Here is a 22,834-nt window from a genome sequence, read left to right on the forward strand (position 1 = left end):
CACCGCAGACCGCCTGAGCCCGTTTACCTCGTGTTCACCTAGACCAACCGATCCCTTAAGAGTCGCTGTCTACCGTCACGTAAGTGCCCTGCACCGGGCCCGCAACACATCCCCGACACAGTGAAGGATTCACAGTGAAGATCACCCGTTTCGCCCAGCTGGGCGCTGTCGCAGCTGTCGCCGCTCTCGCGCTGGCTGGCTGCGCCACCAACGAGTCCACCGGTGACTCGACGGAAGAGCCCATGGAGTCCACCCTCTCGGGCACCATCGGCGCGACCGGCGCATCGTCGCAGACCGCTGCCCAGGAGGCCTGGGTCGCCAACTTCCAGATCGCCAACCCCGACGCGACCGTCAACTACGAGCCCACCGGCTCGGGCACCGGCCGTGAGAACTTCATCGCCGGCGCGAGCAACTTCATCGGCTCCGACCGCGCGTTCAAGATCGACGAGATCACCGAGAACACCTTCGCGGCGTGCGCCGACGGCGGCTCGGCTGGAATCGTCGAGATCCCCGTCTACATCTCGCCCGTTGCTGTCGCCTTCAACCTCGAGGGCGTCGAGTCGCTGAACATGACCGCCGACGTCGTCGCGGGCATCTTCGCCGGCCAGATCACCAACTGGAACGACGAGGCCATCGCGAGCCTCAACGACGGTGTCGAGCTCCCCGACCTGGCGATCTCGCCGGTTCACCGCTCGGACGACTCGGGCACGACCGAGACCTTCACCTCCTACCTGTCGGCCGCGGCTCCCTCGGTGTGGACCTACGAGCCCGACGGCGAATGGCCGATCGAGGGCGGCGAGGCTGCTCAGGGCACCTCGGGTGTCGTCGACGCGACCCGCAACGGCAACGGCACCATCGCCTACGCCGACGCTTCGCAGGTTGGCGACCTCGGCACCGTCTCGGTCGGCGTCGGTGGCGAGTTCGTCCCCTACTCGGCTGAGGCTGCCGCGATGATCGTTGACTCCTCGCCGCTGCAGGACGGCCGCACCGAGGGCGACATCGTCTTCGACATCGACTACGCGACCGAAGAGGCCGGGGTCTACCCGATCGCTCTCGTGAGCTACGAGATCGGCTGCGTCGAGTACGAGGACGCCAACGTCGCTGAGCTCGTTTCGGCTTACTTCACCTACATCGCCAGCCCCGAGGGCCAGGATGCCGCCGCTGAGAACGCCGGCTCGGCTCCCATCTCGGACTCGCTGCGCGACAAGGTCAACGCCGCGATCGCCCTGATCGGCTGATCAACTCCCCCTCGGCCGCCCCGTTCGGTACATTCACGATGTACTGAACGGGGCGGGCTGAGCGAGAGGGCCGGCTCCGCCGGAGCTCTCGCTGAGCCTCACCCGGACTCGACACGAAGGACACACGGATGGCGACGACCACGGACGCGGGACCCGAAGCCCCGGCGAAGATCCACGCCAAGAAACGGCCGGGAGACCTCGTCTTCTCGGGAACCGCTCTCGGGGCAGGCATCATCATCCTGGCGGTCCTGGCTGCCGTCACGATCTTCCTGGTCATCGAGAGCATCCCGGCGTTCACGACCCCGTCGGACGAGAACCCGCTCCTGAAGGGTCAGACCTTCCTCGAGTACACGTGGCCGCTGGTCTTCGGCACGATCTGGTCCTCGATCCTCGCGCTGGTCATGGCAGCACCGGTGGCCATCGGCATCGCGCTGTTCATCTCGCACTACGCCCCCCGACGCGCAGCAGCCGTCCTCGGCTACATCATCGACCTTCTCGCCGCTGTCCCCTCCGTCGTCTTCGGTCTCTGGGGCGGTCTCGTGCTCGCCGGCTTCGTCCAGCCGTTCTACGTCTGGCTGAACACCTACCTCGGCTGGATCCCGCTCTTCAGCGGCCAGGTCTCTGCGACCGGGCGCACGATTCTCACCGCCGCTCTCGTCCTCGCGATCATGGTGCTGCCGATCATGACCGCCATCTGCCGTGAGGTGTTCCTCCAGACCCCGGTGCTTCACGAGGAGGCGGCACTCGCGCTCGGCGCCACCCGCTGGGAAATGATCAAGATGGCCGTCTTGCCCTTCGCCCGAGGCGGCATGGTCTCGGCGGCGATGCTGGCCCTCGGTCGCGCGCTCGGCGAAACGATGGCCGTCACGATGGTGCTCTCGGTGTCGGGGGTTGTGACCTTCGAGTTGCTCACCGCCACCAACCCGACCACGATCCCCGCAAACATCGCACTGCAATTCCCCGAGGCGTACGGCACCGGCGTGAGCCTCCTGATCGCCACCGGCCTTGTCCTGTTCGTCGTCACCTTCGCCGTCAACGCGATCGCTCGCTGGATCGTCAACCGCCGCGCTGAGTTCTCGGGAGCCAACTGATGTCCACCGCTACCGCTACCGCGACAGCCTCGAAGGCCAACAGCTTCTCCAACGGACGGCTCCCGAAGGGCACCAGCTGGCTCCTGCTCGCGGGCTCGCTCGTGGTGATGGGCCTGGTGTTCTTCCTCCTGAACATCGACCAGCCCGTCGCCAACTACAACATCGTCGCCGCCGTCTTCCTGGGTGCGGTGCTGTACGCCATCCTGATCTTCGTTGTCGCCTCGATCGTTGAGGGACGGCGCAACGCGACCGACCGGTTCATCACCGCTGTGGTCTCGGCGGCGTTCACTGTCGCCCTCCTGCCGCTGATCTCGCTGCTGTTCACGGTCCTCGTCAACGGAATCGCCCGGTTCGACATCGATTTCTTCACCCAGTCGATGCGTAACGTGATCGGCGACGGCGGCGGAGCGCTGCACGCGATCGTCGGAACCCTGCTGATCACGCTCACCGCGACGATCATCTCGGTGCCGATCGGACTCATGACCTCGATCTACCTGGTCGAGTACGGCAACAGCGGCAAGCTCGCCCGAGCGATCACGTTCTTCGTCGACGTCATGACCGGTATCCCCTCGATCGTCGCCGGTCTGTTCGCGTACGCCGTATTCGTGATCTTCTTCGGAGCGGGGTACTCGTCGGGCTTCGAAGGCGCGATCGCGTTGAGCGTCCTGATGATCCCCGTCGTCGTCCGCTCCTCGGAAGAAATGCTGCGTCTGGTGCCCAATGAGCTCCGCGAGGCATCCTTCGCCCTCGGTGTTCCGAAGTGGCTGACAATCGTCAAGGTCGTTCTCCCGACATCCATCGCCGGTATCACGACCGGTGTCATGCTCGCGATCGCCCGCGTCATCGGTGAGACGGCTCCCCTGCTGCTGACCGCCGGATACACGCAGAGCTTGAACTGGAACATCTGGGACGGGAACATGATGACCCTCCCCGTGTTCGTCTACAACCAGTACGCCAACCAGGGCACCAACCCCGACGCCGCGATCTCGCGTGCATGGGCCGGTGCCCTGACCCTGATCCTGATCGTCATGGTGCTCAACCTCGCCGCCCGCTTCGTCGCGAAGTTCTTCGCGCCCAAGACCGGTCGCTGAACCCGAAGGAATACCCGTGTCCAAGCGCATCGATGTCAACGACCTCAACGTCTACTACGGCAACTTCCTCGCCGTCGAGGGCGTCTCGCTCACGATCGAGCCTCGCTCGGTGACCGCCTTCATCGGCCCCTCCGGCTGCGGCAAGTCGACGTTCCTTCGCACTCTGAACCGGATGCATGAAGTGATCCCGGGCGCACGCGTCGAGGGCGAAGTGCTGATCGACGGTGACAACCTCTACGGTCCGGGCGTCGACCCCGTGCTGGTGCGCCGCCAGGTCGGCATGGTCTTCCAGCGTCCTAACCCGTTCCCCACGATGTCGATCCGTGAGAACGTGCTCGCCGGCGTCAAGCTGAACAACCAGCGCATGTCCAAGAGCGACCAGGACACCCTCGTCGAGAAGTCGCTCCAGGGCGCGAACCTCTGGAACGAGGTCAAGGACCGCCTCGACCGCCCCGGCTCAGGCCTCTCGGGTGGTCAGCAGCAGCGCCTGTGCATCGCCCGCGCCATCGCCGTCGAACCCGACGTGCTGCTGATGGACGAGCCGTGCTCGGCCCTCGACCCCATCTCGACCCTCGCGATCGAGGACCTCATCGAAGACCTCAAGAGCGAATACACGATCGTCATCGTGACCCACAACATGCAGCAGGCGTCGCGTGTGTCCGACAAGACCGCGTTCTTCAACATCGCCGGCACCGGCAAGCCGGGCAAGCTCATCGAGTACGACGAGACCACCACGATCTTCACCCGCCCGAAGGTCAAGGACACCGAGGACTACGTCTCGGGCCGCTTCGGGTAAGCATCCCGGTATTCGCGACGGGGCTCGGCCGACCGGTCGGGCCCCTTCGCGTTTCGTCGCAACGGCGCACATCGTTGCCGACACACCGAGCCGCGGCATCCATGATCGGCGTGTCCCGCAATCACTGCGCCGTTGCGACGCAGCGCCTCGGGGCGTGCTCATGACTCACGGCGCGCGAGAGCTCCTCCCCAGGGTCTCTGGCGGGGCGAGAGCACACACATCCGGTGACAGAGCCCCACAGCGAAGGCTCCCCGTCGCAGCATGACGGAGTGTGTGACGCGCCTCTCGCCGTGATGACCGTGGCGGAACTTCGTACCCGCGGGGTCGGGTATACCTGGGTGCGCGCCGCGCTACACCACGGCGTGATCTCACGCGTGCGCCGGGGAGTGTACGCACGCCCGTGGGCTTGCAGGGACCTCGTACGTGCGACAGCGCATGGCGGCACCCTGGCCTGTGTCTCTGCCGCGCGCCATCTCGGACTCTGGGTACTCGACGATGCCCCCGAAGTTCACGTCTGGCTCCCCTCGCGACACCACTATGCCCACGATAGGTGTGACTGCATCGAACACTGGGGCGATAGCCGAGCCGGCGCGGGGACGGCGGTGCCGCCCGTGCGGCACATACTGCGGCAGATTCTGCACTGCCGCGGAACAGAGGAATTCTTCGTCGTCCTCGAATCCGCGCTGCGGCAGCGGCTCGCTGGCGCGAGCGATCTGCGTTGGCTGCGGTCTCGGACGAACGCCGCGGCCCGTGAAGCCATCGACCTGGCGCGGAAGGATGCCGACAGCGGCCTCGAGTCGCTCCTGCGGTGGCGCCTCCGGCACCTCGGCGTGAGCGTGCGAACGCAAGTGCCCATAACCGGCGTCGGCGTCGTGGATGCTGTCATCGGTGAACGTCTGCTGATCGAACTAGACGGTCGAGAGAACCACGACGGCACCAGCATGCGCCACAAAGATCTCGTGAGGGACGCGAACGCTGCCCTCTGGGGCTACACGACGCTCCGCTTCGATTACGCCCTCGTCGTACACGACTGGGAGCTTGTGGAGGCCGCGATCCTCGGCGCGCTCGGGCGCCCGCTGCCGTAACCGCGCACCTCCTGCACGACACGCCGAATCGCGGCATCCGGCGGCGGCGTGTCGCCGAAACTATGCACCGTTGCGACGAGCGGGGGCAGCACCGGATTCGCGACTGGGCCGGCGGGTAACTGTGGACGCCGGGTCGCAACGGCGCACCTCCTGCGCGACACGCCGAATCGCGGCTCCCGGCGGCGGCATGTCGCGGAAACTATGCGCCGTTGCGACCCGCGGCGCGCACCGGGCGCGCGGGCGTCAGTCGCGCGGGCTCAACAGGTAGGCGTTCAGGTCCGCCGTGAGTGCGGCATCCGTGGGGATGTCGGCGCGGTCGACGGCTGTGATCGGCGCCGCGAGGCGGACGCTGGAGACGAGCCAGGCGGCGTCCACGGTGGCGAGAGCCTCTGTCGGAATCTGCTCGTAGCCCGTCTCAAAGCCACGCTCTTCGAGATACGCGAACAGACTGAGCTGTGTCGTGCCGTGCAGGATGCCGCCCGTCGGCGCGGGTGTCGTGAACCTGTCGCCCCGGCGCACCACGAGCGATGCGGTGGGCGCCTCGAGGACGAACCCATCGGTCGTCACGAAGATCGCGTCATCGGCTCCGCGGCGCCGAGCCTCGCGAAGAGAAGCCATGTTGACCGCGTACGAGAGTGTCTTGGCGCCGAGCAACAGCCACGGCGCCCGGGCGGGAACTGTCGAGTCGTAGCCACGGTCGAGGGTCACGACGCGGATGCCGCGCTCCCGCACCGCCGTGAAGTCGGCTGCTGGCGCGAGTGTCGTCCACGCCGTGGGCGTCGGACCGTGCTCGATCCCGCGGCTGAGAATGAGCTTGATCACCGACTCCCCGCCGGCGCGTGGGTCGCGACGTGGTCGATCGCAGCGCGCCACTGCGCCAGGTTCGGAGCCGGAAGATCGCAGATGCGGGCTGAGTGGGCGAGCCGCTCGAGATGCGCGCCGACTTCCTGGGGATGTCCGTCAACGACGCCGATCGACTCGAAGATCCCGTCACCGCGCTGCGTGCTCAGTTCGCCGACGCTCAGGGCCGGGGCCTGCGGGTCGACGGCGGCGAAGGTGTCGGCGAAGTCCATGCGGTCGGCATCCGCATCGACGGGCTGGATCATGAGAGCGAAACTCGTGGCCATGCGATGAGCCTACGCGGCGGGAATACCCACCCTGACGTCGCCGTTAGACTGTCATAGCCGGGCCGCAGTAACCCCGGGCTCCATCTTCTGCCGCTACGAGCGGCCACGCGCCGAGAGGCGTTCTGCGGCCCGGCACTTTCCTTTCTGGTCCGCTCCGCGCGCCGCCGGCCGCTCCGCGACGATCACGACCCAAGGGGTCGAACCCACAGCACTCTCCGCGAACCCATGCGATCTGACGCGAGAGACAGGTGGGCTCGCGGCCGAAGCTGTGGGTTCGAGGGTCGTGGGAGACGGGGCGGATGTTGGCGTGGACTGCGCGCTAGGTGAGGGATTCGCGGCGCCAGAGGGCGGCGCAGGCGCTCAGATCGGATGCGTAGTCACTCAGACGCAGGGCGCGTGTCGTGAAGGCGGCGCTGCGGTCTGACTCGGTGGCGTCGTAGTCGTCGGCCAGGTGCGTGGCGCCGGCAGCCTGCACGCGGCAGAACGCCGCCGCCCGGTCGAGGGCTACCGCGAAATCCCCGCTGAAGAGACCTCGAAGGATCGTGTCGACCAGCGACACCAGTTCATCGGGGCTCGCGGGAACGGGCGCGCCGGCGATGAGCGCGTCAGCCGTGTCGAGCGCGGCCCGTCCCCGTTCATATGTCAGTGCGGCTGTGAGCGGGTCGTCATGGATCATGAGCTGTACGAGATACAGACGCCACAGCGCTCCGGGCAGGGTCTTCGCTGGGGACCGAGACCACAACTCAGCTATGTCGTCGATTCCGTGCTCGGCGGTGAACGCCACGAGCCTGTCGACAACGGCCTCGTCCGGGTTGGTCCGCACGCGCGACAACAGCGCCTGGGCCGTCGAATGGGCGACCCGGGAAACCTCCGCGGGGTCTTCCGCGGCGAACAGCCGGTCGAACAGCTCCGCGGGTCTGCGCACGGGCTTGTGGTAGGGCCGGGAGTCGTCACTCACCCGCTCCAGGGTAGTCGCGACGGCCGCGACTCAGGTCGGAATCGCGACGACCGGGTCACCGGTCGGGACGCCATCCGGTGACCCGCCCTGCGGTTCGATGGTGATCGCGATGGTGTCGCCGGGCTCCATGGCGCCCTGCAGGACCCAGGTGTCCTGATCGCCGCCGCTCGGATCGTACGCTCCGGCCGCGATCGGCGTGTTGTCACGGATGAACCACAGTTCGAAGCTCTGGTCCTCGGCGATCTGCGGCAGCCCATCCGACACGATGACGGCCTTACCGACTGACTCCGACCAATAGACCGTCGACTCTCCGCCACCGCTCTCGAACTCGGCTGCAGCGGATTGCGCGTCGGGTGCTGCCTGCACTTGCTCCAATGCAACGACGGCATCCGGACGGTTGAGCGAGTCGCTGAGACTCACCGCCGTGAACCCCAGCGCGACAAGAAGAACCAAGGATGCCGCGAGCGCGAACATGCTCCGCATCCACCGGGTGCGCGATTGCGTCTGGATCACGCCGGTGCTGGGGAGAGGCTCTGCGCCGACCGGGATGGCATCGGTCTGCGGCGTCAGCGCGATCCGGGTGAGGATGTGGTGGCGCAACTCATCCGGGGGCTCGACCTCAGGGGCGTAGTCGGCGAGCGCTGCTGCGGTCTCGAGGTCGCGTTCGGCGATCCCGCGCCACTCCGGATGCATCGCGAGGGCGAGGTCGAAGGCCTGCTGCTGATCCGCGTCGAGGGCGCCCAGGGCGGATGCCGCCGACAGCTCGGCGAACTCCTTCTCGTTCATGAGGCCACCCCCATCTCTGCTCTCAGGCGCGACAGGCCGTCACGCATCCGGGTCTTCACTGTTCCGAGCGGCGCCCCCACCAGCGCCGCGACTTCGCTCTGACTGTAACCCCCGAAATACGCGAGGGTGAGGGCCTCGCGTTGTGATTCGGGAAGGGCGGCGAGAGCTTCTGTCACCCGTCGGCTCTCGATCCGCAGTTCCGCTTGCTCGGCGACGCCGTCGTGGGCGACATCGATGTCACGGAACCCGACCCGGATGTCACGATCGACGCTCGCCTGCGAAGCCCGCACGCGGTCGACGGCTCGGCGGTGTGCGATCGTCAGCACCCAGGATCTGCCCTGGCCTTTGTTCGGAGCGAAACGCGCGGCGGATTGCCACACCTCCAGGAACACTTCTTGCAGGACCTCTTCGCTCTGGGACCGGTCGACCAGAACTCGAAGGATGAGACCGAACACGCGCGAAGAGAGCGTGTCATAGAGGCTCGCGAAGGCCTCGCTGTCACCGCGCGCGATGCGCTCGAGAAGCTCCGCGATGTGATCGACGACGCCCGCTCCGTCGTCTGGCACGTCCATGCCGTCGATCACCATGGATCCAGCATGCCGCAAGAATTTCCCATCCGATGTCGCCGCGCTTCCGAAGACCCCTGTGTAGGCCGCCACGAGCGGACGACCAAGAGCCCTGACGAGGCTCCGACAACACCGGAGGAACAATGTTGATCACCAAGAAGTCGCGCGTCGCAGCTGGCGCCTCGCTGGCGTTCGTCGCCGCGCTCGCCCTGTCCGCCTGCTCCACCGCCAGCACGGGGGACATGGATGACGAGATGGCCGAGACGCCGATGACCGAACAGACCACCCCCATGGATGACGTGGAGGAGATGGATGCCGCCGCCTACCTCGTAGGCCCGGGCTGCATGGAGTACGCCGAGGCTGTGCCCTCGGGCGCCGGCTCCGTTGACGGCATGGCGATGGACCCGGTCGCGACCGCGGCATCCAACAACCCGCTGCTGACGACCCTCACGGCTGCCGTCAGCGGCCAGCTGAACCCCGACGTGAATCTCGTCGACACGCTCAACGGTGGCGACTTCACCGTCTTCGCACCCGTCGATGACGCGTTCGCGAAGATCGACCAGGCCACGATCGACACGCTGTCGACCGACTCCGACCTGCTGACCTCGATCCTGACCTACCACGTGGTTCCCGGTCAGATCCTGCCCGAGGACCTTCCCGGCACTCACACGACCGTGCAGGGTGCTGATGTCGAGGTGACCGGTTCGGGCGACTCGCTCATGGTCAACGACGCCATGGTCATCTGCGGTGGAGTCCAGACCGCCAACGCTGTCGTGTACCTCGTCGACACGGTGCTCATGCCTCCCATGTGAGCGCCCGTCGGCGATCCCCCAGGGTGGAGGGACGCGAGGCCGCCGTCATCTTCGGATGCGGCGGCCTCGTCGTTTCTGTGGCGTGGGGCGCGAGCCGATTCAGTCCCCGGGTCGGTGCCACACAACGCCCGGGAATCGCGCAAAATCGCCGTCGAACGTCACGATCGTTGCGCGATTCTCGACCGCGAGCGCGGCGAGGTGGGCATCCGTGACGAGATTTCCGCCGGTTCCCACCTCGGCAAGAAGCGTGCGCATCCTGTCCGCGTGTCCGCTTCCTGGCTCAAGGCTGATGACACTAGATCGGCTCATCCATCCGTTGAGGATGTCGAAAGCACGGTCGACCGGCAGCGGATTCGGGTAGATCCGAGAACTCGTTGTCAGGCGGACAAAAGCCAACGCGCATACCCACGGGATCGCGACAGTCTCCCTCGAATTCAGAGCGGTGTCGAGCCAGGCCTTAGCTTCTGTGTGATGACGCGCATCCGCGTCGACGGCGTAGAGCAGGACATTGGCATCAACGAGTTTCACTTCGCGAGCTCTTGCTTCAGAGTGATGGCTTCGTCTTCGAGGTCGGCTGCAACAGCGAGAGCGCGGTCCAGCGGCATGCGCGCCCTTCCGAGCCTGTGAACCGGCGTTTCGTACGCGGATGCCGGGCCGGGATCCAGACCAGCGAGGATCGCCGAGTTCACGGCGTCTTTGAACGATAGGCCGCGTTCACGCATGACCTTGCGCACGGCCTCCTCTGCAGCCGATGTCAGCGTGATCGTGGTTCGCACATCTGCATCATAGCATCACAAGAATTGATGCAGTGATGCATGTCAGTCAGCAGGACTGACCGGGATGTCGCGAAACGGATGCCGCGCACGAAGTAGGCTGGGAGGTCTGGGGCCTGTAGCTCAGTCGGTAGAGCATCGGACTTTTAATCCGCGGGTCGAGGGTTCGAGCCCCTCCGGGCCCACCACATCACCGCTACTGGAACTGACTGGTTCTCCGGACCTCTCGATCTCGCGTGTAACGTGCGGCCCATGTCCGGACACTCCACAGTATGAGCGACAGTCAGGATGACGCCTCCCACTGGGTCAAGGTGCTCGGCGGGGACGCAGCGTCATTCGGCGTGCTGTTCGATCGACACGGCGACCGCGTGTTTCGACACGCGATGTACCAGCTCGGGAACAGGGAAGATGCGGAGGATGCGGTAGCCAGCGCCTTCCTCGAGTTGTGGCGGCGGCGGTCACGCGTTCGAGTCTCCAACGGCTCGATCCTGCCGTGGCTGCTCGTGACCACGACGAACCTGTCGCGGAACCTCTCGCGGGCACGGCGTCGCTACCGGGAGCTTCTGACGCGGCTGCCTCGCGAGTCGCAAAGTCCCGACGACACGGAAGAACTCGTCCGGCGTCGCCTGGATGCTCAGCACGATCTCTCGGTCGCGGCACCGGCACTCGCGCGACTGAGCGCCACCGATCGCGCACTGCTCACCCTCACAACAGTGGAGGAGCTGCCGATCGCCGATGTTGCGGTCGCCCTGGGGATCTCCGAGGGCGCGGCGCGCGTCCGACTTCACCGCGTCAAGTCCCGTCTGCGAGATCAGGTCAGCGCCGCAAGGAATGAGGTGGATTCATGATTCCCGACGTCACGATGAGCCCGCGCTTCGCTCGGGCGCTGCGCGCGGAGCTCGTTTCGCACGTGCGCGAGAAGCTGCGCCCCTGGTGGCGACGCCGGGCGTTCCTCCTGGGCGCCGGCGTGTTCGCCGCCACCGCGGCGGTGGGTTCGGGGATCGCTGTCGCTGTGTCGAACGTGCTGCCGGGTGGGGTCGAAACCTTCTCGCTGAGCGAACCGGTGGGAAAGACCGCAACCGGCAGCGGGCTGATCGAGCTGGGCGATCCGCCTGCCGAAGCGACCGGGGTGACTCTCGCGCTGACGTGCGATTCACCGGGAACATTTCACTTCGACGACGGATCACAGCTGACCTGCACCGTCGGCGATGAAGGTTCGACCGTCACCGTGGCCTTGCCGCTGACCACGCCCGTGTCAGTCACAACAGACCCCGATTCGGCGTGGACGGCGTCGGCTGCCTACGTCATCTCGACCACGCATCCGTGGGCCGTCAACGCGAACGGCCAGACGTATGGGGTGGTGACCTCGGCAGGGAGCCCCGACCTGGTGGCCGTCGTCGCAACCAACGGCAAGGAGGGCTATGTGCGTTCGAGCGAACTCGCCGAGGCAGCTGGCGATCTCGACTTCCGCTCACCGGAAGCCGCGCTCGAGTGGCAGGAATCGGTAGCCGGAACCACGGCGTCGCTCACGGTCTATCTGTCAGACGGGACAACCGAGATTGGGACGTTCCTGATCGAACGGTGACAGTCGACCCCGCGTTCGGGAGCTACTCGCGCTCCTGCGTGAGAAAGTCGCGCAGACTCTCCGGCTGGCGCCCGGTGATCCGCTCCACGTCACCGCTCACGGGCACGAGCTCACCGGCGGCGATGGCCGTATAGGTCGAGACCCATGCGTCGTAATGCCACTGCGGCGCCTCCCAGGCACGCCGCGACTCGTACGCCTCCTCGACGGTCTCGTTGTGGTACGACACGGAACGCCCGGTGATCTCGGTGATGGTCTGGGCGATGTCGTCGAAGGTGAGCGCTTCGGGCCCGGTGAGGTCGTAGGTCTGCCCGATGTGCTCGGTGGGGCTCTGGAGCACGGTTGCGGCAACGCGAGCGACGTCTGCTCGCGTGACGGATGCGACGCGCCCGTTTCCGGCGGGCCCACGAAGCACGCCGTCGTCGCCGACCATCGCGGAGAAGAAGTCGGTGTAGAAGTTGTCGCGCAGGAAGGTGAAGGGAACGCCGGACGCGATGATGTGCTGCTCGGTGGCCCAGTGGTCGCGGGCCAGGGTGAAGGTCGCATCCGGTGCGGCGCCGAAGAACGACAGGTACACGATGTGGCCGACCTCGGCAGCGGCTGCCGCGTCGATGAAGGCACGGTGTTGGTTCAGTCGTTCGGCGCTCTCCGAGCCCGAGACCATGAACAGCAGGTCGACGCCAGCCAGCGAGGCACGAGACTCCTCGGTGTTCTCGTAGCTGCTGCGCACCGCGACAGCCCCCGGCAGCGTCGGGGCCTTCTCCGGCGTTCGAGCAAGGATGCGTTGGGCCACACCGGCGTCCGCGAGATGCGCGGCGACGAGGCCTCCGATGTGACCGGTCGAGCCAGTGACGGCGAGAGCGGGAAGGGTCATGGGGTGCTCCTCAGCGGTGATCTGTTCCGGGTCTGCATCCATCCTGACCCGAACCTCACTCCCTATCGACCGGATCGCCGACACGGATCGTGCCACCGCCGCCTACCGGCAGCAGCAGGATGCCGAGAGTCGGCGCCTCCTGATCGAACCGATCCGTGAGAACCCGCAGCAGGTTGACGTCCCGCGTCCCGTCATCCGGGTTGGCCATGATCGCCGCGCACCGACGGATCGGCGCCGCGATCGTGAACCGCAGCTCGCCGATACGCACGACCCCGTCCCAGCCCACCTCGCTCCACGCCGGAAGCCCCGAGACCACGATGTTCGAGCGAAATCGTCGGTGGTCGACCGTCGGGTCGGCTGCCTTATCGAGCTCTGCCACGGATGCTGAGCCGTGCAGTGAGATATACCCGCGAGCGCGGTCCTGGAAACGGGAGGTTACCCCGTCGCCGATCAGCGTGAGCGGCAGGCGCCCCTCGCCCCGGAGCCTCCGCGCATCGGGGCCCGCCGCGACGGCGCGGGTCACCGCATCCTCGATCTCTGCTCTGCCGTCGGGATCGAGTCCCGCCTCCACGAGGACGGTTCCGGCATCCGAGATCCGGAGCCGGCGCGTCGATCGGTCGTATTCGAGCCGCAGGCGCGCGAGCGAGGGCATGTCCATGAGCGCGAGCCCGCGTTTCTTCGGCCAGTACTCGAGCCCGGCGTCGTCTTCGGGGTCGACCGCGTCCGCAAACCGGAAGGCCAGGACGCGATCGCCCTCGACGCGGCCGTCGGACTGAACCACGAGCTGTTTGAGGGCCTCGGGGGTGAACCCCTTCACCGGGTAGCGGAAGAGGGCTTCGACGGTCGCCATGGGCACATCGTCCCATGCATCCGTCACCGCGCGCGGCGGCGCAAGTTCCGCCGGCATCCCATCGAATAGACTGCGATCAATGGATGCCGGAACGGACGCCGCACTCACATCGCTGGGCGACCCGACGCGCGCCCGCATCCTGCGACTGATGCGCTCCTCGCCCGAGGGCCGCGTGCTCGTGGGCCGCCTCGCGAGCGAGCTCGGACTGCGCCAGCCCACCGTCAGCCACCACATGAAGACGCTGCTCACCGACGGGATCGTGACCCGAGAACCTGAGGGCCGGCAGGTCTGGTACTCCGTGGCCCCGGATGCCGCCGACCGCGTCGACGCGATTCTCGGCCGTCCGCGCGAGGTGGCATCCGTGGATCTGGACCGGATCGTCAGCGACCTCGCCACGCGATTCGGCGACCGTGTCGACCCCGACCGGGTTCGCGAGGTCGTCACCGACAGCCATGCGCGCCTGTCCGAGACTGAAGCCCCCCTGCTGGCATCCCGCACCTTTTCGTTTGCTGCGAGCAGGCTCGAAGCGCTGGCTGAGGCATCAGCGGTCTCGGCGGGAACGCCGCCGAGCGTGCTGTTCGTGTGCGTGCAGAACGCGGGGCGGTCGCAGCTGGCGGCCGGCATCCTGCGCCACCTCGCCGGTGACGCCGTCACCGTGCGCACGGCTGGGTCAGCACCCACCAGCGACGTCCGCTCCACGATCGTGACCGCGCTGGATGAAATCGGCGTCTCGATCGGCGACGAGTTCCCGAAGCCGCTCACCGACGAAGCGGTACGGGCCGCCGACGTCGTCATCACGATGGGATGCGGCGACGCCTGCCCGATCTACCCCGGCACGCGATATCTCGATTGGGATCTCGAAGATCCGGTGGGGAGGCCGCTGGCTGCTGTGCGCGGCATCCGTGATGACATCGACCAGCGCATCCGCGGGCTGCTCGCCGAGCTCCGTATCCCCGCCACCGAGACGGTGAACACTCGCTGAACTCGCCTCGCGGGGCTTCTCAAATAGATAGATGCTCGTCTATGCTTTTCTCATCGAGAGAGAGGCGACCCGATGTCGACCACCCCGCCCGTTGTCCTGTTCGTCTGCGTCCACAACGCCGGACGATCCCAGATCGCCGCGGGCTACCTGCAGGCTCTCGCCGGCGACCGTGTCGAGGTGCGCTCAGCCGGATCGCAGCCGAAGGACCAGATCAACCCGGTAGCGGTGCAGGTGATGGCCGAAGAGGGCATCGACATCGCGAACAATGCCCCGAAGGTGCTGACGGTGCAGTCGGTGCAGGAGTCCGACGTGGTCATCACGATGGGATGCGGCGATGCTTGCCCCATCTACCCCGGCAAGCGCTACGAAGACTGGCAGCTCGATGACCCGGCAGGCCAGGATGTCGAGACCGTGCGCCGCATCCGTGACGAAATCCGGGGGCGCGTCGAAGCGCTGCTGTCCGAGATCGCCCCCGCAGCGTGAGTGCCGCTCCCCTGGTTCGCCGGGCGTTAGCCGAGTTCCTCGGCACGGGGCTGCTTGTCACGGTTGTCGTCGGTTCGGGCATCATGGCGACCCGGTTGACGCCGGATGTCGGAATCCAGTTGCTCGCGAACAGCATCGCGACAGCCTTGGGCCTGGCGGTTCTGATCCTGATGTTCGGCGCCGTCTCGGGCGCCCACTTCAACCCGGCCGTGTCGCTCGTGGACTGGTTCCTGGGGCGACGGCGCCGCGTCGGACTGTCGGCGCCGGCCCTCGGGATCTACACGCTCGCCCAGATCGCGGGCGCCGTCGGCGGTGCCGTTCTCGCCAATGTCATGTTCGCCGTGCCGACGAGCCTGTCGACGACCGATCGTGCGACCCCGGCGACGCTCGTTGCCGAGGTCGTCGCGACCTTCGGACTCGTGCTCCTCATCGTCGCCCTCGCGCGCACCGGACGGGGTGCTGCCGCGGCTCCGGCAGTGGGCGCCTACATCGGCGCCGCGTACTGGTTCACCAGCTCGACATCGTTCGCCAACCCCGCCGTCACGATCGGTCGCCTGTTCAGCGATACGTTCGCCGGGATCGGGGCCTCCTCTGTCTTGCCATTCATCGGTGCCCAACTGGCCGGGGCCGCGGTCGCGGTGCTCGCGGCGGTCCTGCTCTTTCCGCATGTGACCGACGCCGCCGAAGAGATCGTCATCCCGAAGCTGGATGCCGACCCTGACGCCTCAGCTGTTCACCGGCGCGACCGGCCCGCCCCGTAGAATCCGCCCGTGACCGCGGACGCCCCCGAGACGACCCCTTCCGCATCGCGCGGCTCGGCAGCCGAGGTGTTCTGGGCGTTCCTGCGTCTGGGTGTCACATCATTCGGGGCCCGATCGCCCACCTGGGCTACTTTCGCGACGACCTCGTCGCCCGGCGTCGATGGATGACCGACAAGGCCTACGCCGACCTCGTCGCGCTATGCCAGTTCCTTCCTGGGCCCGCGTCCAGCCAGGTCGGTTTCGCGATGGGCCTGCACCGCGCCGGCCCGCTCGGCGCCATCGCGGCCTTCCTCGCTTTCACCCTGCCCTCGGCGATCCTCATGGTCGCTTTCGCCTTCGGGGCGGCGTTGTTCGAGGGCATCATCGGTGCGGGGCTGCTGACCGGACTGAAGATCGTCGCGGTGGCGATCGTCGCGCAGGCGGTCTGGGGCATGGCGAAGACGCTGACTCCCGACGCCCGGCGCGCCTCGATCGCCGTGGTCGCGGCCGTCCTTGCGCTCCTGCTCGCGGGGTCGATCGGTCAAATCCTCGCGATCGTTCTCGGCGCGGTCGCCGGCCTCCTTCTCTGCCGCTCCGCACCTGCCGGAGTCGGCGACATCAGCCTCATGCGTTTCCCGGTATCGCGCGCGGCGGGAATCACCAGCCTCGTAGCCTTCGTCGTCCTCCTGCTCGGGATGCCGCTTCTCGCCGCGCTCACCGGTATCGGTTCGCTGACGCTGTTCGACACCTTCTACCGGGCCGGCGCCCTCGTCTTCGGCGGCGGGCACGTCGTCCTCCCGCTGCTGCAAGCCGGCGTTGTCGAGACCGGGTGGGTCAGTCCCGAGCAGTTTCTCGCGGGCTACGGCGCCGTGCAGGCGATGCCCGGGCCGCTGTTCACGTTCTCGGCCTACCTCGGCACCCTCTCGTCCGTCGGCCCCGGCGGCGTTCTCGGTGCGGCGATCGCCCTGATCGCGATCTTCCTCCCCGGGTTCCTTCTGCTGGTCGGGGTTCTGCCGTTCTGGAACGCGCTACGCGGCCGCACGGCGATGCAGTCCCTGATGCGAGGCGCAAACGCCGCCGTCGTCGGCATCCTCGGTGCCGCTCTCTACGATCCCCTCTTCACGACGGGCATCGTCGGCGCCGGGTCGTTCAGCCTGGCGCTCGTGTGCTTCGTGCTGCTCATCGCGTGGAAGCTGCCACCGTGGGCAGTCGTCCTGGTCGGAGGTGCGGGCGGCATCCTGCTCGCCCTCCTCGGGGTCGCGTGATCAGGTCGGAATCTCGACGAGTTCCGCGCCCGCGTAGGCGACTTCGGCCAGCGCAGCCTCACTGGATGCGGCAGCAACACCAGCAACGAGGTTGGTGATCACCCGCACCCGCCTGCCGTGCGCGATCGCGTCCAGCGTCGAAGCGCGGACGCAGTAGTCGGTCGCGATCCCGGCGACATCGACTTCGAGGATGCCGTGTTCGGTGAGTAGATCCGAGACCTTGGCGCCGTCATCCGTCGTTCCCTCGAACAGCGAGTACGCCGGCTCACCCTGCCCCTTCTTGACGTGGTGGGTGACCGATGCCGTATCGAAACCGGGGTCGTACTCCGCACCCTCCGTACCGCTCACACAGTGGACAGGCCACGTATCGACGAAGTCGGGCTCGGGATGGAAGTGCCCGCCGTTGTCGTGATCGGGATGATGCCAGTCGCGCGAGGCGACGATGATGTCGTATTGCTCGGCGTGGGTCACGAGGTAGCGCGAGATGCGTTCGGCCACGGCATCCCCGCCCTCGACCCCGAGTGCTCCACCCTCGGTGAAGTCGTTCTGGACGTCAACGATGAACAGTGCCCTACCCATACCTCGAGGCTACGCTCGTTCACCCGCCGTCGGAATCCCGCGCCTCACGCAGCGCGCGGCGACTGAGCGGCTGTGACGCGCCCTCGGCCGGGCTTGCCCCCACGGGCTCGGGCTCGCGCGGGTCGCGGACCGTGCCGTCTGTCTCGGGACCGCGTCGCCAGAGTTTGGATGGCCACCAGATCGCCCGCCCGATGTCGTACGAGAGGGCAGGAACGAGCAGAGACCGCACGACGAACGTGTCGAGCAGCACACCGAACGCGACGATGAATGCCAGCTGAGCCAGGAACAGGATCGGGATGACCCCGAGGGCTGCGAAGGTTGCCGCGAGCACGAGCCCGGCCGAGGTGATGACCCCACCCGTGGCGACGAGGCCCCGCAGGATGCCGCGCCTCGTCCCGTGCACCAGCGACTCCTCTCGAACGCGAGACATCAGGAAGATGTTGTAGTCCACGCCCAGAGCCACAAGGAACACGAATCCGTAGAGCGGGACCGCAGGGTCTGCTCCCGGGAACTGGAAGATGTAGTCGAACACCAGGGCGCTGACACCGAGAGCTGAACCGAACGACACGACGACCGTCAGGATCAGCAGCACGGGAGCGATCACCGCCCTCAGCAGCAGCATCAGGATCAACAGGATGACGCCCAACACGATCGGGATGATGACGGTGCGGTCCCGGATCGAGGTGTCATTGGAATCGACATCCGTCGCCGTCACCCCGCCGACGAGGGCCACTCCCTCGCCGAGGTCGTCGGTGAAGGCCACGCGCAGATCGCGCACGGTCTGCTCGGCCTCGATCGAGTCCGCGGCATCCGTCAGCGTCGCGATCACGAGCACGTCGCCGTCGGAAACCGTGGGGCTGGGGGCGGGCGTGCCCGGCGGCCCGAAAGCGGTGAAGACCGGTTCGCCATCCTCGACGGTGACAGGCGCCTGTCCGCTGGGCGAGTCCTCGGATGCGACCGAGACCGAGTCGATGCCGTTACTGTCGCCGAGGACCGTGACGGCCGCGGCCATCTCGCTCTCGGGAACGATGACGTACACGGGGCTGCCAGAGCCCGCCGGGAAGTGCTCGGCGAGAACATCCTGCCCGTCGCGGGCCTCGGAGTATCCGAGGACGAGGTCGCTGGAGGCCACACCATCGGCTTTGAACTGGGTGACCCCCAGCGCTGCCACCAGCAACGCAATCGTCGTGATGATCCACACGGGACGGGACCGACGTGCGATCAGTCGAGCCTGCCGCGCCCAGAAGCCCTTCACAGGCTGAGTGAAGTCATCGGGCAGCTCCGTGAGGCCGTGCTTCGGGATGAACGGCCAGAACGCGACGCGCCCGAACAGGGCGAGCAGCGCCGGGAGGAAGGTGAGCGCCGAGAGCATCGCGAACGCGATACCGATGGAAGCGATCGGGCCGAGCGCGCGGTTGGTCGCGAGATCGGACAGCAGGAGGATCAGCAGGCCGGCGATCACCGTACCGCCCGACGCGAGGATCGGCTCGAAGGACCCCCGCCACGCACGCAGGGTCGCGTTCCACCGGGGTTCGCCCTCGCCGATCGCCTCCCGGAACCTCGCGACATAGAGGAGTGCATAGTCGGTCGCTGCACCGATCACGAGGATGAAGAGGATCCCCTGGACCTGCCCGTTGAGCACGAAGACGCCGGCGTACGCGAGCCACCACACGACCAGGAGCGCAACCGTCAGGGCGAACGTCGATGTCATGAGCACGAGGATCGGCAGCAGCGGAGACCGATAGACGATCACCAGGATGACGAACACCGCGACGAGCGCGACGATCAGCAGGAGCCCGTCGATGCCGAGGAATCCCTTGACGAGGTCGGACGTGAAGCCTGCCGGCCCGGTCACCCACCCCTCGAGCGGGGCCTGCAGGTCCTCGGTCACGAGGGCGCGAATCTCTTCGACGATCTCCCGCACCTCACCCGACGAGTCGATGGGGATGAAGATCTGCACCGCCTCGCCGTCATCAGAGACCACCGGTGGCGACACCCCATCGAGGACACCGTCGATACTCGCGATGTCGTCGACCAGCGTCTGGACCTCGGCGAGCTGCTCGTCGGTGAGCTGACCATCGCCCGTGACGACAAGCACGGCGGGGATCGCCTCGTCACCGAGGAAGTCAGGCAACCGTTCGGCGACCCGCGTCGCATCCGCACTCTCGGGGAGGAAGCTCGACTGGTCGTTGCTGGCGACCTCGTCGACCTTGCCGAAGTACGGGCCGCCGACGGAACCGACGCCGACCCAGATCAGAACGAGCAGGGCGGGGATGCCGATGCGCAACCACCGCGAGGGGCGAAGGGGCCTTCTCAATGCAGCCATGTCGCTAGCTTATCTAGCTAAAGGGGAGGTAATGCAACCCCGGGAGTCCAGCCTCTATCGTTGACGGATGGCGTCGGCGGCAGTCGCGCTCCTCGGAGCGTTCATCTACGGTGCGGCCGACTTCTTCGGCGGACTCGCGGCCAGACGGTTGCGTTCGATCGTCGTGACGGCGACCGCGGCGCTGAGCGGACTCGTCGTCCTGTTCGCGCTCATTCCCCTGCTCGGGGCTCGCTGGAATCTCCCGGATGTCGCGTGGGGTGCCCTGTCGGGTGTCTTCGGCGTCATCGCCATCGCCCTGCTCTACGCCTGTCTTGCGATCGGCCCGATGAGCATCCTCTCCCCCGTCACAGCGGTCACATCCGCGATCGCACCGATGATCTGGGGGCTCACGATCGGGGGCGAGAGCCTCTCTCTCACCGGATACCTCGGGCTCGGCGTGGCCCTGATCGCCGTCGTGCTCGTGGGGTTCATCCCCGGTCAGGGCGCGGTGCGTCCGTCCGGGCGCGGTGTCATGATGGCCGTCGGATCTGGGCTCGCGATCGGCGCCTTCCTCATCACCCTCGATCAGGCCAGCGACGACAGCGGTCTCGTGCCGATGATCGCCAACCGCACCACGAACTCGATCATCACCACCGTCATCGTCGTCGTGATGATCATCGCCGCCGTCCGACGCGGGCAGGGGGCGGCATCCGCACTGCGGGCCGGCGGGGTTGAGCTCGGCGCAACCCCCACCGGGCATGCCGATCTCGAGCACGCTCGCACGAATGCGGCGGCGCCGTCGCGCGTCGGGCTCGCCGGATGGGGACTCGCTGTCGTGTGCGGCGTGCTCGATGTCACCGCCAACGTGCTGCTGCTGGCTGCCCTGCGCCTCGGAGACCTTTCGATCGTGGCAGCCCTCACCGCGCTGTATCCGGCGGGGACGATTCTGCTCGCGGCGATCGTGCTGCGCGAGCGTGTCGCCGCCGTGCAGTGGCTGGGCCTTGCCCTTGCGCTCGGCGCTGGCGTCTTGCTCGCGCTTGCCTGACGGGCTGCCGCTCAGCCTTCCAGGAACAGCAGCACGACAGAGACGACAAGGCCGATGAGCGCGAGCGCCGCGAAGCCTGCGGTAAGACGGGCCAGGGATCGCACCAGGGGCGAGCTCCGAGCTACCCGAACAGTGTCGTGCCGGCCCAGGCGCGCCCACAGCTCGACCTCTTCATCGTGCACGCTCGCGCCGTGCGGGAGCGGAGCTTCGCCGAGGATGCCGCTGTCATCGAACCAGCGGACCACCTCGCCAGCGGGCGTCGCCGACACCACCGCGCGCACCGGCACCCAGGACCCATCGGCGACCCAGGCGATCAGCGCGCCGATCCCGAGCAGCACAGCCGCGCCCAGTCCGATCCAGGTGTAGATCTCCAGGGCGATGGCAAGCGCGGGGGGCACGGCCTCATTCTCGCAGGCGCACATCGTCACACCACGATCGCTCCGACCGCGTCCGTATTCTCAGGAGCCTGAGATCGCCTCCAGCAGGCTTCTCGCAGCCCCCGTGAGGCCCGTTCGGGGCCACACCGCCGTGAGCGCTCTGCGGAGCATCACTCCCCGCACCGGGACCGCAACGAGGGCCCCCTCAGCCAGGTCGGTATCGACCGCGAGCGCGCTCAGCACCGCGGCGTGAAATCCTCCCCGCACGGTCCCTCGCACGGCAAGAGTCGAGGGAAGCTCGGCCGCTGGATCGGCCAGGCGCGGCGTTCCCGCACTCTGCAAGGCAGCATCGAGCGCGCGGCGGGTCCCGCTGCCGGATTCTCGCAAGACCAACGGCGTCCGCGCCAGTTCCGGTGCCGCGATCTCAGCGCGCGTTGCCCACGGATGCGTCGGGGCAACGACGAGGACGAGCTCGTCCTGCCCGACCACAACATGATCGAGGTCACCGGGCAGGTCCGGGGTCTCGATAAACCCGAGGTCGGCGTCTCCGTCGCGAAGACGGCGGCACACCGTTTCACTGTTCTCGGCGGTCAATCTCACCCCGGGGATCTCGTCGACCCTGGCCCGCCAGATATTCAGCCAGCGGGGGACGAGGTGCTCAGCGATGGTGAGGCTGGCGGCGAGCCGCAACGTTTTGTCGCGCCCTCCGGTGAGGGTGAGAGCTGACTGATCGAACCGGTCAGCCGCCGCCAGCACCTCTCGTGCCCACCCCGCGACGATGACTCCGGTCGGTGTGAGAAGAGAACCGCGGGCGCTGCGCTGGACCAGGACCGAGGATAGCGACGACTCAAGCGTGCGCAGCCGCGCCGAGACAGCCTGCTGCGTCACCCCGAGTTCGCGCGCTGCGGCACTGAGGCTCCCTGTCTGCCCCACCGCCACGAGCGTGCGCAACGCGTCGAGATCCGCCATCCAGTCACAACCTTTGTTTGTTCCTCGCCAACTCTAGAGCGCTTCTCCCGCCGCGGACGCACGGGAAGACTCTCACCATGCCTCCCGAGACCGCCTCAGCCACCTCTGCAGCGCCGACTGGCGCCCCGCGACGCTTCTTCCGAGAGCTCGAATCGCCGCGGATGATTGTCTCGAACATCACACCGAACTGGTTCGCGTCGGTCATGGGGACGGGCATCGTCGCGACCGCCGCTGCGACGTTGCCGGTGCAGGTCCCCGGGCTCCGGCTGTTCGCTGAGATCGTGTGGGTGATCGCGGCACTCCTGTTGGTCGTGCTCACGATCGCGACGATCCTGCACTGGCTCTGGTTCGGCCAGGTCGCGCGCGGCCACCTGGCCAATCCCGTGATCGCGCACTTCTACGGCGCCCCCGCGATGGCCGCGCTCACCGTCGGGGCCGGCGCCATGCTCGTGGGCACAGA

The 22,834-nt window shown here is 67.3% G+C and carries 25 protein-coding genes, 1 tRNA gene and 2 pseudogenes; 15 read left to right on the forward strand and 13 right to left on the reverse strand.

What is annotated here, in order from left to right; translation table 11 throughout:
• Positions 1–134: 134 nt before the first annotated feature.
• The 5 genes from IT882_RS12075 to IT882_RS16635 all read left to right on the forward strand — a co-directional run bounded on the left by IT882_RS12075 (position 135) and on the right by IT882_RS16635 (position 5,301).
• The gene (locus tag IT882_RS12075) at positions 135–1,238 is read left to right on the forward strand and encodes a phosphate ABC transporter substrate-binding protein PstS (RefSeq protein ID WP_195692058.1); all 1,104 of its coding nucleotides are present in this window, start codon (positions 135–137) and stop codon (positions 1,236–1,238) included.
• A 128-nt stretch (positions 1,239–1,366) separates the two neighbouring features.
• Positions 1,367–2,329: a phosphate ABC transporter permease subunit PstC gene (gene pstC / locus IT882_RS12080; RefSeq protein ID WP_195692059.1), complete on the forward strand. Its 963-nt coding sequence runs from the start codon at positions 1,367–1,369 to the stop codon at positions 2,327–2,329.
• Complete coding sequence (gene pstA, locus IT882_RS12085; protein WP_195692060.1) at positions 2,329–3,420, forward strand: phosphate ABC transporter permease PstA; 1,092 nt, start codon at positions 2,329–2,331, stop codon at positions 3,418–3,420. Before pstC ends, pstA begins: the two co-directional genes overlap by 1 nt.
• 16 nt (positions 3,421–3,436) lie before the next feature.
• The gene (gene pstB, locus IT882_RS12090) at positions 3,437–4,216 is read left to right on the forward strand and encodes a phosphate ABC transporter ATP-binding protein PstB (protein ID WP_195692061.1); all 780 of its coding nucleotides are present in this window, start codon (positions 3,437–3,439) and stop codon (positions 4,214–4,216) included.
• 611 nt (positions 4,217–4,827) lie between these two features.
• Positions 4,828–5,301, forward strand: a complete 474-nt coding sequence (locus IT882_RS16635) for an endonuclease domain-containing protein (RefSeq protein ID WP_229382105.1) — start codon at positions 4,828–4,830, stop codon at positions 5,299–5,301.
• A 243-nt stretch (positions 5,302–5,544) separates the two neighbouring features.
• Here IT882_RS16635 and IT882_RS12100 read toward each other — a convergent pair whose 3' ends face one another.
• From IT882_RS12100 to sigK, 5 genes are all read right to left on the reverse strand, one after another.
• Positions 5,545–6,123, reverse strand: a complete 579-nt coding sequence (locus IT882_RS12100) for an aminotransferase class IV (protein WP_229382106.1) — start codon at positions 6,121–6,123, stop codon at positions 5,545–5,547.
• A complete protein-coding gene (locus tag IT882_RS16640; RefSeq protein WP_229382107.1) occupies positions 6,120–6,428 on the reverse strand; it encodes a hypothetical protein in 309 nt (102 codons plus the stop codon). The genes IT882_RS12100 and IT882_RS16640 overlap by 4 nt, the downstream gene beginning before the upstream one ends.
• A 319-nt stretch (positions 6,429–6,747) precedes the next feature.
• Complete coding sequence (locus tag IT882_RS12105) at positions 6,748–7,386, reverse strand: DNA-directed RNA polymerase subunit beta (protein ID WP_195692062.1); 639 nt, start codon at positions 7,384–7,386, stop codon at positions 6,748–6,750.
• Positions 7,387–7,416: 30 nt separating this feature from the next.
• Positions 7,417–8,172, reverse strand: coding sequence for an anti-sigma factor (locus IT882_RS12110; RefSeq protein WP_195692063.1), 756 nt, complete (start codon positions 8,170–8,172; stop codon positions 7,417–7,419).
• Positions 8,169–8,759 (reverse strand): ECF RNA polymerase sigma factor SigK, encoded by a 591-nt coding sequence (gene sigK, locus IT882_RS12115; protein WP_195692064.1) that lies wholly within the window; start codon positions 8,757–8,759, stop codon positions 8,169–8,171. The genes IT882_RS12110 and sigK overlap by 4 nt, the downstream gene beginning before the upstream one ends.
• 122 nt (positions 8,760–8,881) lie before the next feature.
• Between sigK and IT882_RS12120 the strand changes: the two genes are divergently transcribed.
• Positions 8,882–9,550 carry a fasciclin domain-containing protein gene (locus IT882_RS12120; protein WP_324253886.1) on the forward strand — a complete coding sequence of 223 codons (669 nt, stop codon included), beginning with the start codon at positions 8,882–8,884 and terminating at the stop codon, positions 9,548–9,550.
• A 99-nt stretch (positions 9,551–9,649) separates the two neighbouring features.
• On the opposite strand, the gene IT882_RS12125 is transcribed toward IT882_RS12120, so the two are convergent.
• Both IT882_RS12125 and IT882_RS12130 read right to left on the reverse strand, forming a co-directional pair.
• Positions 9,650–10,078, reverse strand: a complete 429-nt coding sequence (locus IT882_RS12125; RefSeq protein ID WP_195692065.1) for a TA system VapC family ribonuclease toxin — start codon at positions 10,076–10,078, stop codon at positions 9,650–9,652.
• A complete protein-coding gene (locus IT882_RS12130) occupies positions 10,075–10,326 on the reverse strand; it encodes an antitoxin (protein WP_195692066.1) in 252 nt (83 codons plus the stop codon). Before IT882_RS12130 ends, IT882_RS12125 begins: the two co-directional genes overlap by 4 nt.
• A gap of 109 nt (positions 10,327–10,435) precedes the next feature.
• Between IT882_RS12130 and IT882_RS12135 the strand changes: the two genes are divergently transcribed.
• From IT882_RS12135 to IT882_RS12145, 3 genes are all read left to right on the forward strand, one after another.
• Positions 10,436–10,511, forward strand: a tRNA-Lys gene (locus IT882_RS12135).
• 84 nt (positions 10,512–10,595) lie between these two features.
• Positions 10,596–11,171, forward strand: a complete 576-nt coding sequence (locus tag IT882_RS12140) for an RNA polymerase sigma factor (RefSeq protein WP_195692067.1) — start codon at positions 10,596–10,598, stop codon at positions 11,169–11,171.
• A complete protein-coding gene (locus IT882_RS12145; RefSeq protein ID WP_195692068.1) occupies positions 11,168–11,908 on the forward strand; it encodes a peptidase M56 family protein in 741 nt (246 codons plus the stop codon). The genes IT882_RS12140 and IT882_RS12145 overlap by 4 nt, the downstream gene beginning before the upstream one ends.
• Positions 11,909–11,930: 22 nt before the next feature.
• On the opposite strand, the gene IT882_RS12150 is transcribed toward IT882_RS12145, so the two are convergent.
• Positions 11,931–12,779, reverse strand: a complete 849-nt coding sequence (locus IT882_RS12150; protein ID WP_195692069.1) for an SDR family oxidoreductase — start codon at positions 12,777–12,779, stop codon at positions 11,931–11,933.
• Positions 12,780–12,834: 55 nt separating this feature from the next.
• Complete coding sequence (locus IT882_RS12155; protein WP_195692070.1) at positions 12,835–13,629, reverse strand: MOSC domain-containing protein; 795 nt, start codon at positions 13,627–13,629, stop codon at positions 12,835–12,837.
• Positions 13,630–13,708: 79 nt separating this feature from the next.
• On the opposite strand from IT882_RS12155, the gene IT882_RS12160 reads away from it, so the two are divergent.
• The 4 genes and pseudogenes from IT882_RS12160 (at position 13,709) to chrA (ending at position 17,099) form a co-directional block, all read left to right on the forward strand.
• Positions 13,709–14,611, forward strand: a complete 903-nt coding sequence (locus IT882_RS12160; protein ID WP_195692071.1) for a metalloregulator ArsR/SmtB family transcription factor — start codon at positions 13,709–13,711, stop codon at positions 14,609–14,611.
• A gap of 72 nt (positions 14,612–14,683) precedes the next feature.
• Complete coding sequence (locus IT882_RS12165; protein WP_195692072.1) at positions 14,684–15,094, forward strand: arsenate reductase ArsC; 411 nt, start codon at positions 14,684–14,686, stop codon at positions 15,092–15,094.
• Entirely contained in the window at positions 15,091–15,855 is a 765-nt protein-coding gene (locus tag IT882_RS12170) for an aquaporin (protein WP_195692073.1), read from the forward strand. The genes IT882_RS12165 and IT882_RS12170 overlap by 4 nt, the downstream gene beginning before the upstream one ends.
• A gap of 9 nt (positions 15,856–15,864) precedes the next feature.
• Positions 15,865–17,099, forward strand: a pseudogene (gene chrA / locus IT882_RS12175) (chromate efflux transporter).
• Here the strand turns inward: chrA and IT882_RS12180 are convergent.
• Positions 17,100–17,678, reverse strand: a complete 579-nt coding sequence (locus IT882_RS12180) for an isochorismatase family protein (RefSeq protein WP_195692074.1) — start codon at positions 17,676–17,678, stop codon at positions 17,100–17,102.
• A gap of 19 nt (positions 17,679–17,697) precedes the next feature.
• The gene (locus IT882_RS12185; RefSeq protein ID WP_195692075.1) at positions 17,698–20,004 is read right to left on the reverse strand and encodes an MMPL family transporter; all 2,307 of its coding nucleotides are present in this window, start codon (positions 20,002–20,004) and stop codon (positions 17,698–17,700) included.
• Between the two features lie 67 nt (positions 20,005–20,071).
• On the opposite strand from IT882_RS12185, the gene IT882_RS12190 reads away from it, so the two are divergent.
• Positions 20,072–21,028 (forward strand): EamA family transporter, encoded by a 957-nt coding sequence (locus tag IT882_RS12190; RefSeq protein WP_195692076.1) that lies wholly within the window; start codon positions 20,072–20,074, stop codon positions 21,026–21,028.
• An 11-nt stretch (positions 21,029–21,039) separates the two neighbouring features.
• On the opposite strand, the gene IT882_RS12195 is transcribed toward IT882_RS12190, so the two are convergent.
• Both IT882_RS12195 and IT882_RS12200 read right to left on the reverse strand, forming a co-directional pair.
• Complete coding sequence (locus IT882_RS12195) at positions 21,040–21,426, reverse strand: hypothetical protein (RefSeq protein ID WP_195692077.1); 387 nt, start codon at positions 21,424–21,426, stop codon at positions 21,040–21,042.
• 60 nt (positions 21,427–21,486) lie between these two features.
• The gene (locus IT882_RS12200; RefSeq protein WP_195692078.1) at positions 21,487–22,374 is read right to left on the reverse strand and encodes a LysR family transcriptional regulator; all 888 of its coding nucleotides are present in this window, start codon (positions 22,372–22,374) and stop codon (positions 21,487–21,489) included.
• Positions 22,375–22,577: 203 nt separating this feature from the next.
• On the opposite strand from IT882_RS12200, the pseudogene IT882_RS16645 reads away from it, so the two are divergent.
• Positions 22,578–22,772, forward strand: a pseudogene (locus IT882_RS16645) (C4-dicarboxylate ABC transporter); the annotation flags it as partial.
• Between the last annotated feature and the right edge of the window lie 62 nt (positions 22,773–22,834).

Origin of the sequence: Microbacterium schleiferi, from assembly GCF_015565955.1 — a bacterium.
Lineage (GTDB): Bacteria > Actinomycetota > Actinomycetes > Actinomycetales > Microbacteriaceae > Microbacterium > Microbacterium schleiferi_A.

Excerpts from the sequence above, each read along its gene's own strand:
- pstC (WP_195692059.1), top strand. The coding sequence starts at position 1,367 with ATGGCGACGACCACGGACGCGGGACCCGAAGCCCCGGCGAAGATCCAC.
- pstA (WP_195692060.1), top strand. The coding sequence starts at position 2,329 with ATGTCCACCGCTACCGCTACCGCGACAGCCTCGAAGGCCAACAGCTTC.
- IT882_RS16640 (WP_229382107.1), bottom strand. The coding sequence starts at position 6,428 with ATGGCCACGAGTTTCGCTCTCATGATCCAGCCCGTCGATGCGGATGCC.
- IT882_RS12110 (WP_195692063.1), bottom strand. The coding sequence starts at position 8,172 with ATGAACGAGAAGGAGTTCGCCGAGCTGTCGGCGGCATCCGCCCTGGGC.
- sigK (WP_195692064.1), bottom strand. The coding sequence starts at position 8,759 with ATGGTGATCGACGGCATGGACGTGCCAGACGACGGAGCGGGCGTCGTC.
- IT882_RS12120 (WP_324253886.1), top strand. The coding sequence starts at position 8,882 with ATGTTGATCACCAAGAAGTCGCGCGTCGCAGCTGGCGCCTCGCTGGCG.
- IT882_RS12140 (WP_195692067.1), top strand. The coding sequence starts at position 10,596 with ATGAGCGACAGTCAGGATGACGCCTCCCACTGGGTCAAGGTGCTCGGC.
- IT882_RS12145 (WP_195692068.1), top strand. The coding sequence starts at position 11,168 with ATGATTCCCGACGTCACGATGAGCCCGCGCTTCGCTCGGGCGCTGCGC.
- IT882_RS12150 (WP_195692069.1), bottom strand. The coding sequence starts at position 12,779 with ATGACCCTTCCCGCTCTCGCCGTCACTGGCTCGACCGGTCACATCGGA.
- IT882_RS12155 (WP_195692070.1), bottom strand. The coding sequence starts at position 13,629 with ATGGCGACCGTCGAAGCCCTCTTCCGCTACCCGGTGAAGGGGTTCACC.
- IT882_RS12160 (WP_195692071.1), top strand. The coding sequence starts at position 13,709 with ATGGATGCCGGAACGGACGCCGCACTCACATCGCTGGGCGACCCGACG.
- IT882_RS12165 (WP_195692072.1), top strand. The coding sequence starts at position 14,684 with ATGTCGACCACCCCGCCCGTTGTCCTGTTCGTCTGCGTCCACAACGCC.
- IT882_RS12180 (WP_195692074.1), bottom strand. The coding sequence starts at position 17,678 with ATGGGTAGGGCACTGTTCATCGTTGACGTCCAGAACGACTTCACCGAG.
- IT882_RS12185 (WP_195692075.1), bottom strand. The coding sequence starts at position 20,004 with ATGGCTGCATTGAGAAGGCCCCTTCGCCCCTCGCGGTGGTTGCGCATC.
- IT882_RS12190 (WP_195692076.1), top strand. The coding sequence starts at position 20,072 with ATGGCGTCGGCGGCAGTCGCGCTCCTCGGAGCGTTCATCTACGGTGCG.
- IT882_RS12200 (WP_195692078.1), bottom strand. The coding sequence starts at position 22,374 with ATGGCGGATCTCGACGCGTTGCGCACGCTCGTGGCGGTGGGGCAGACA.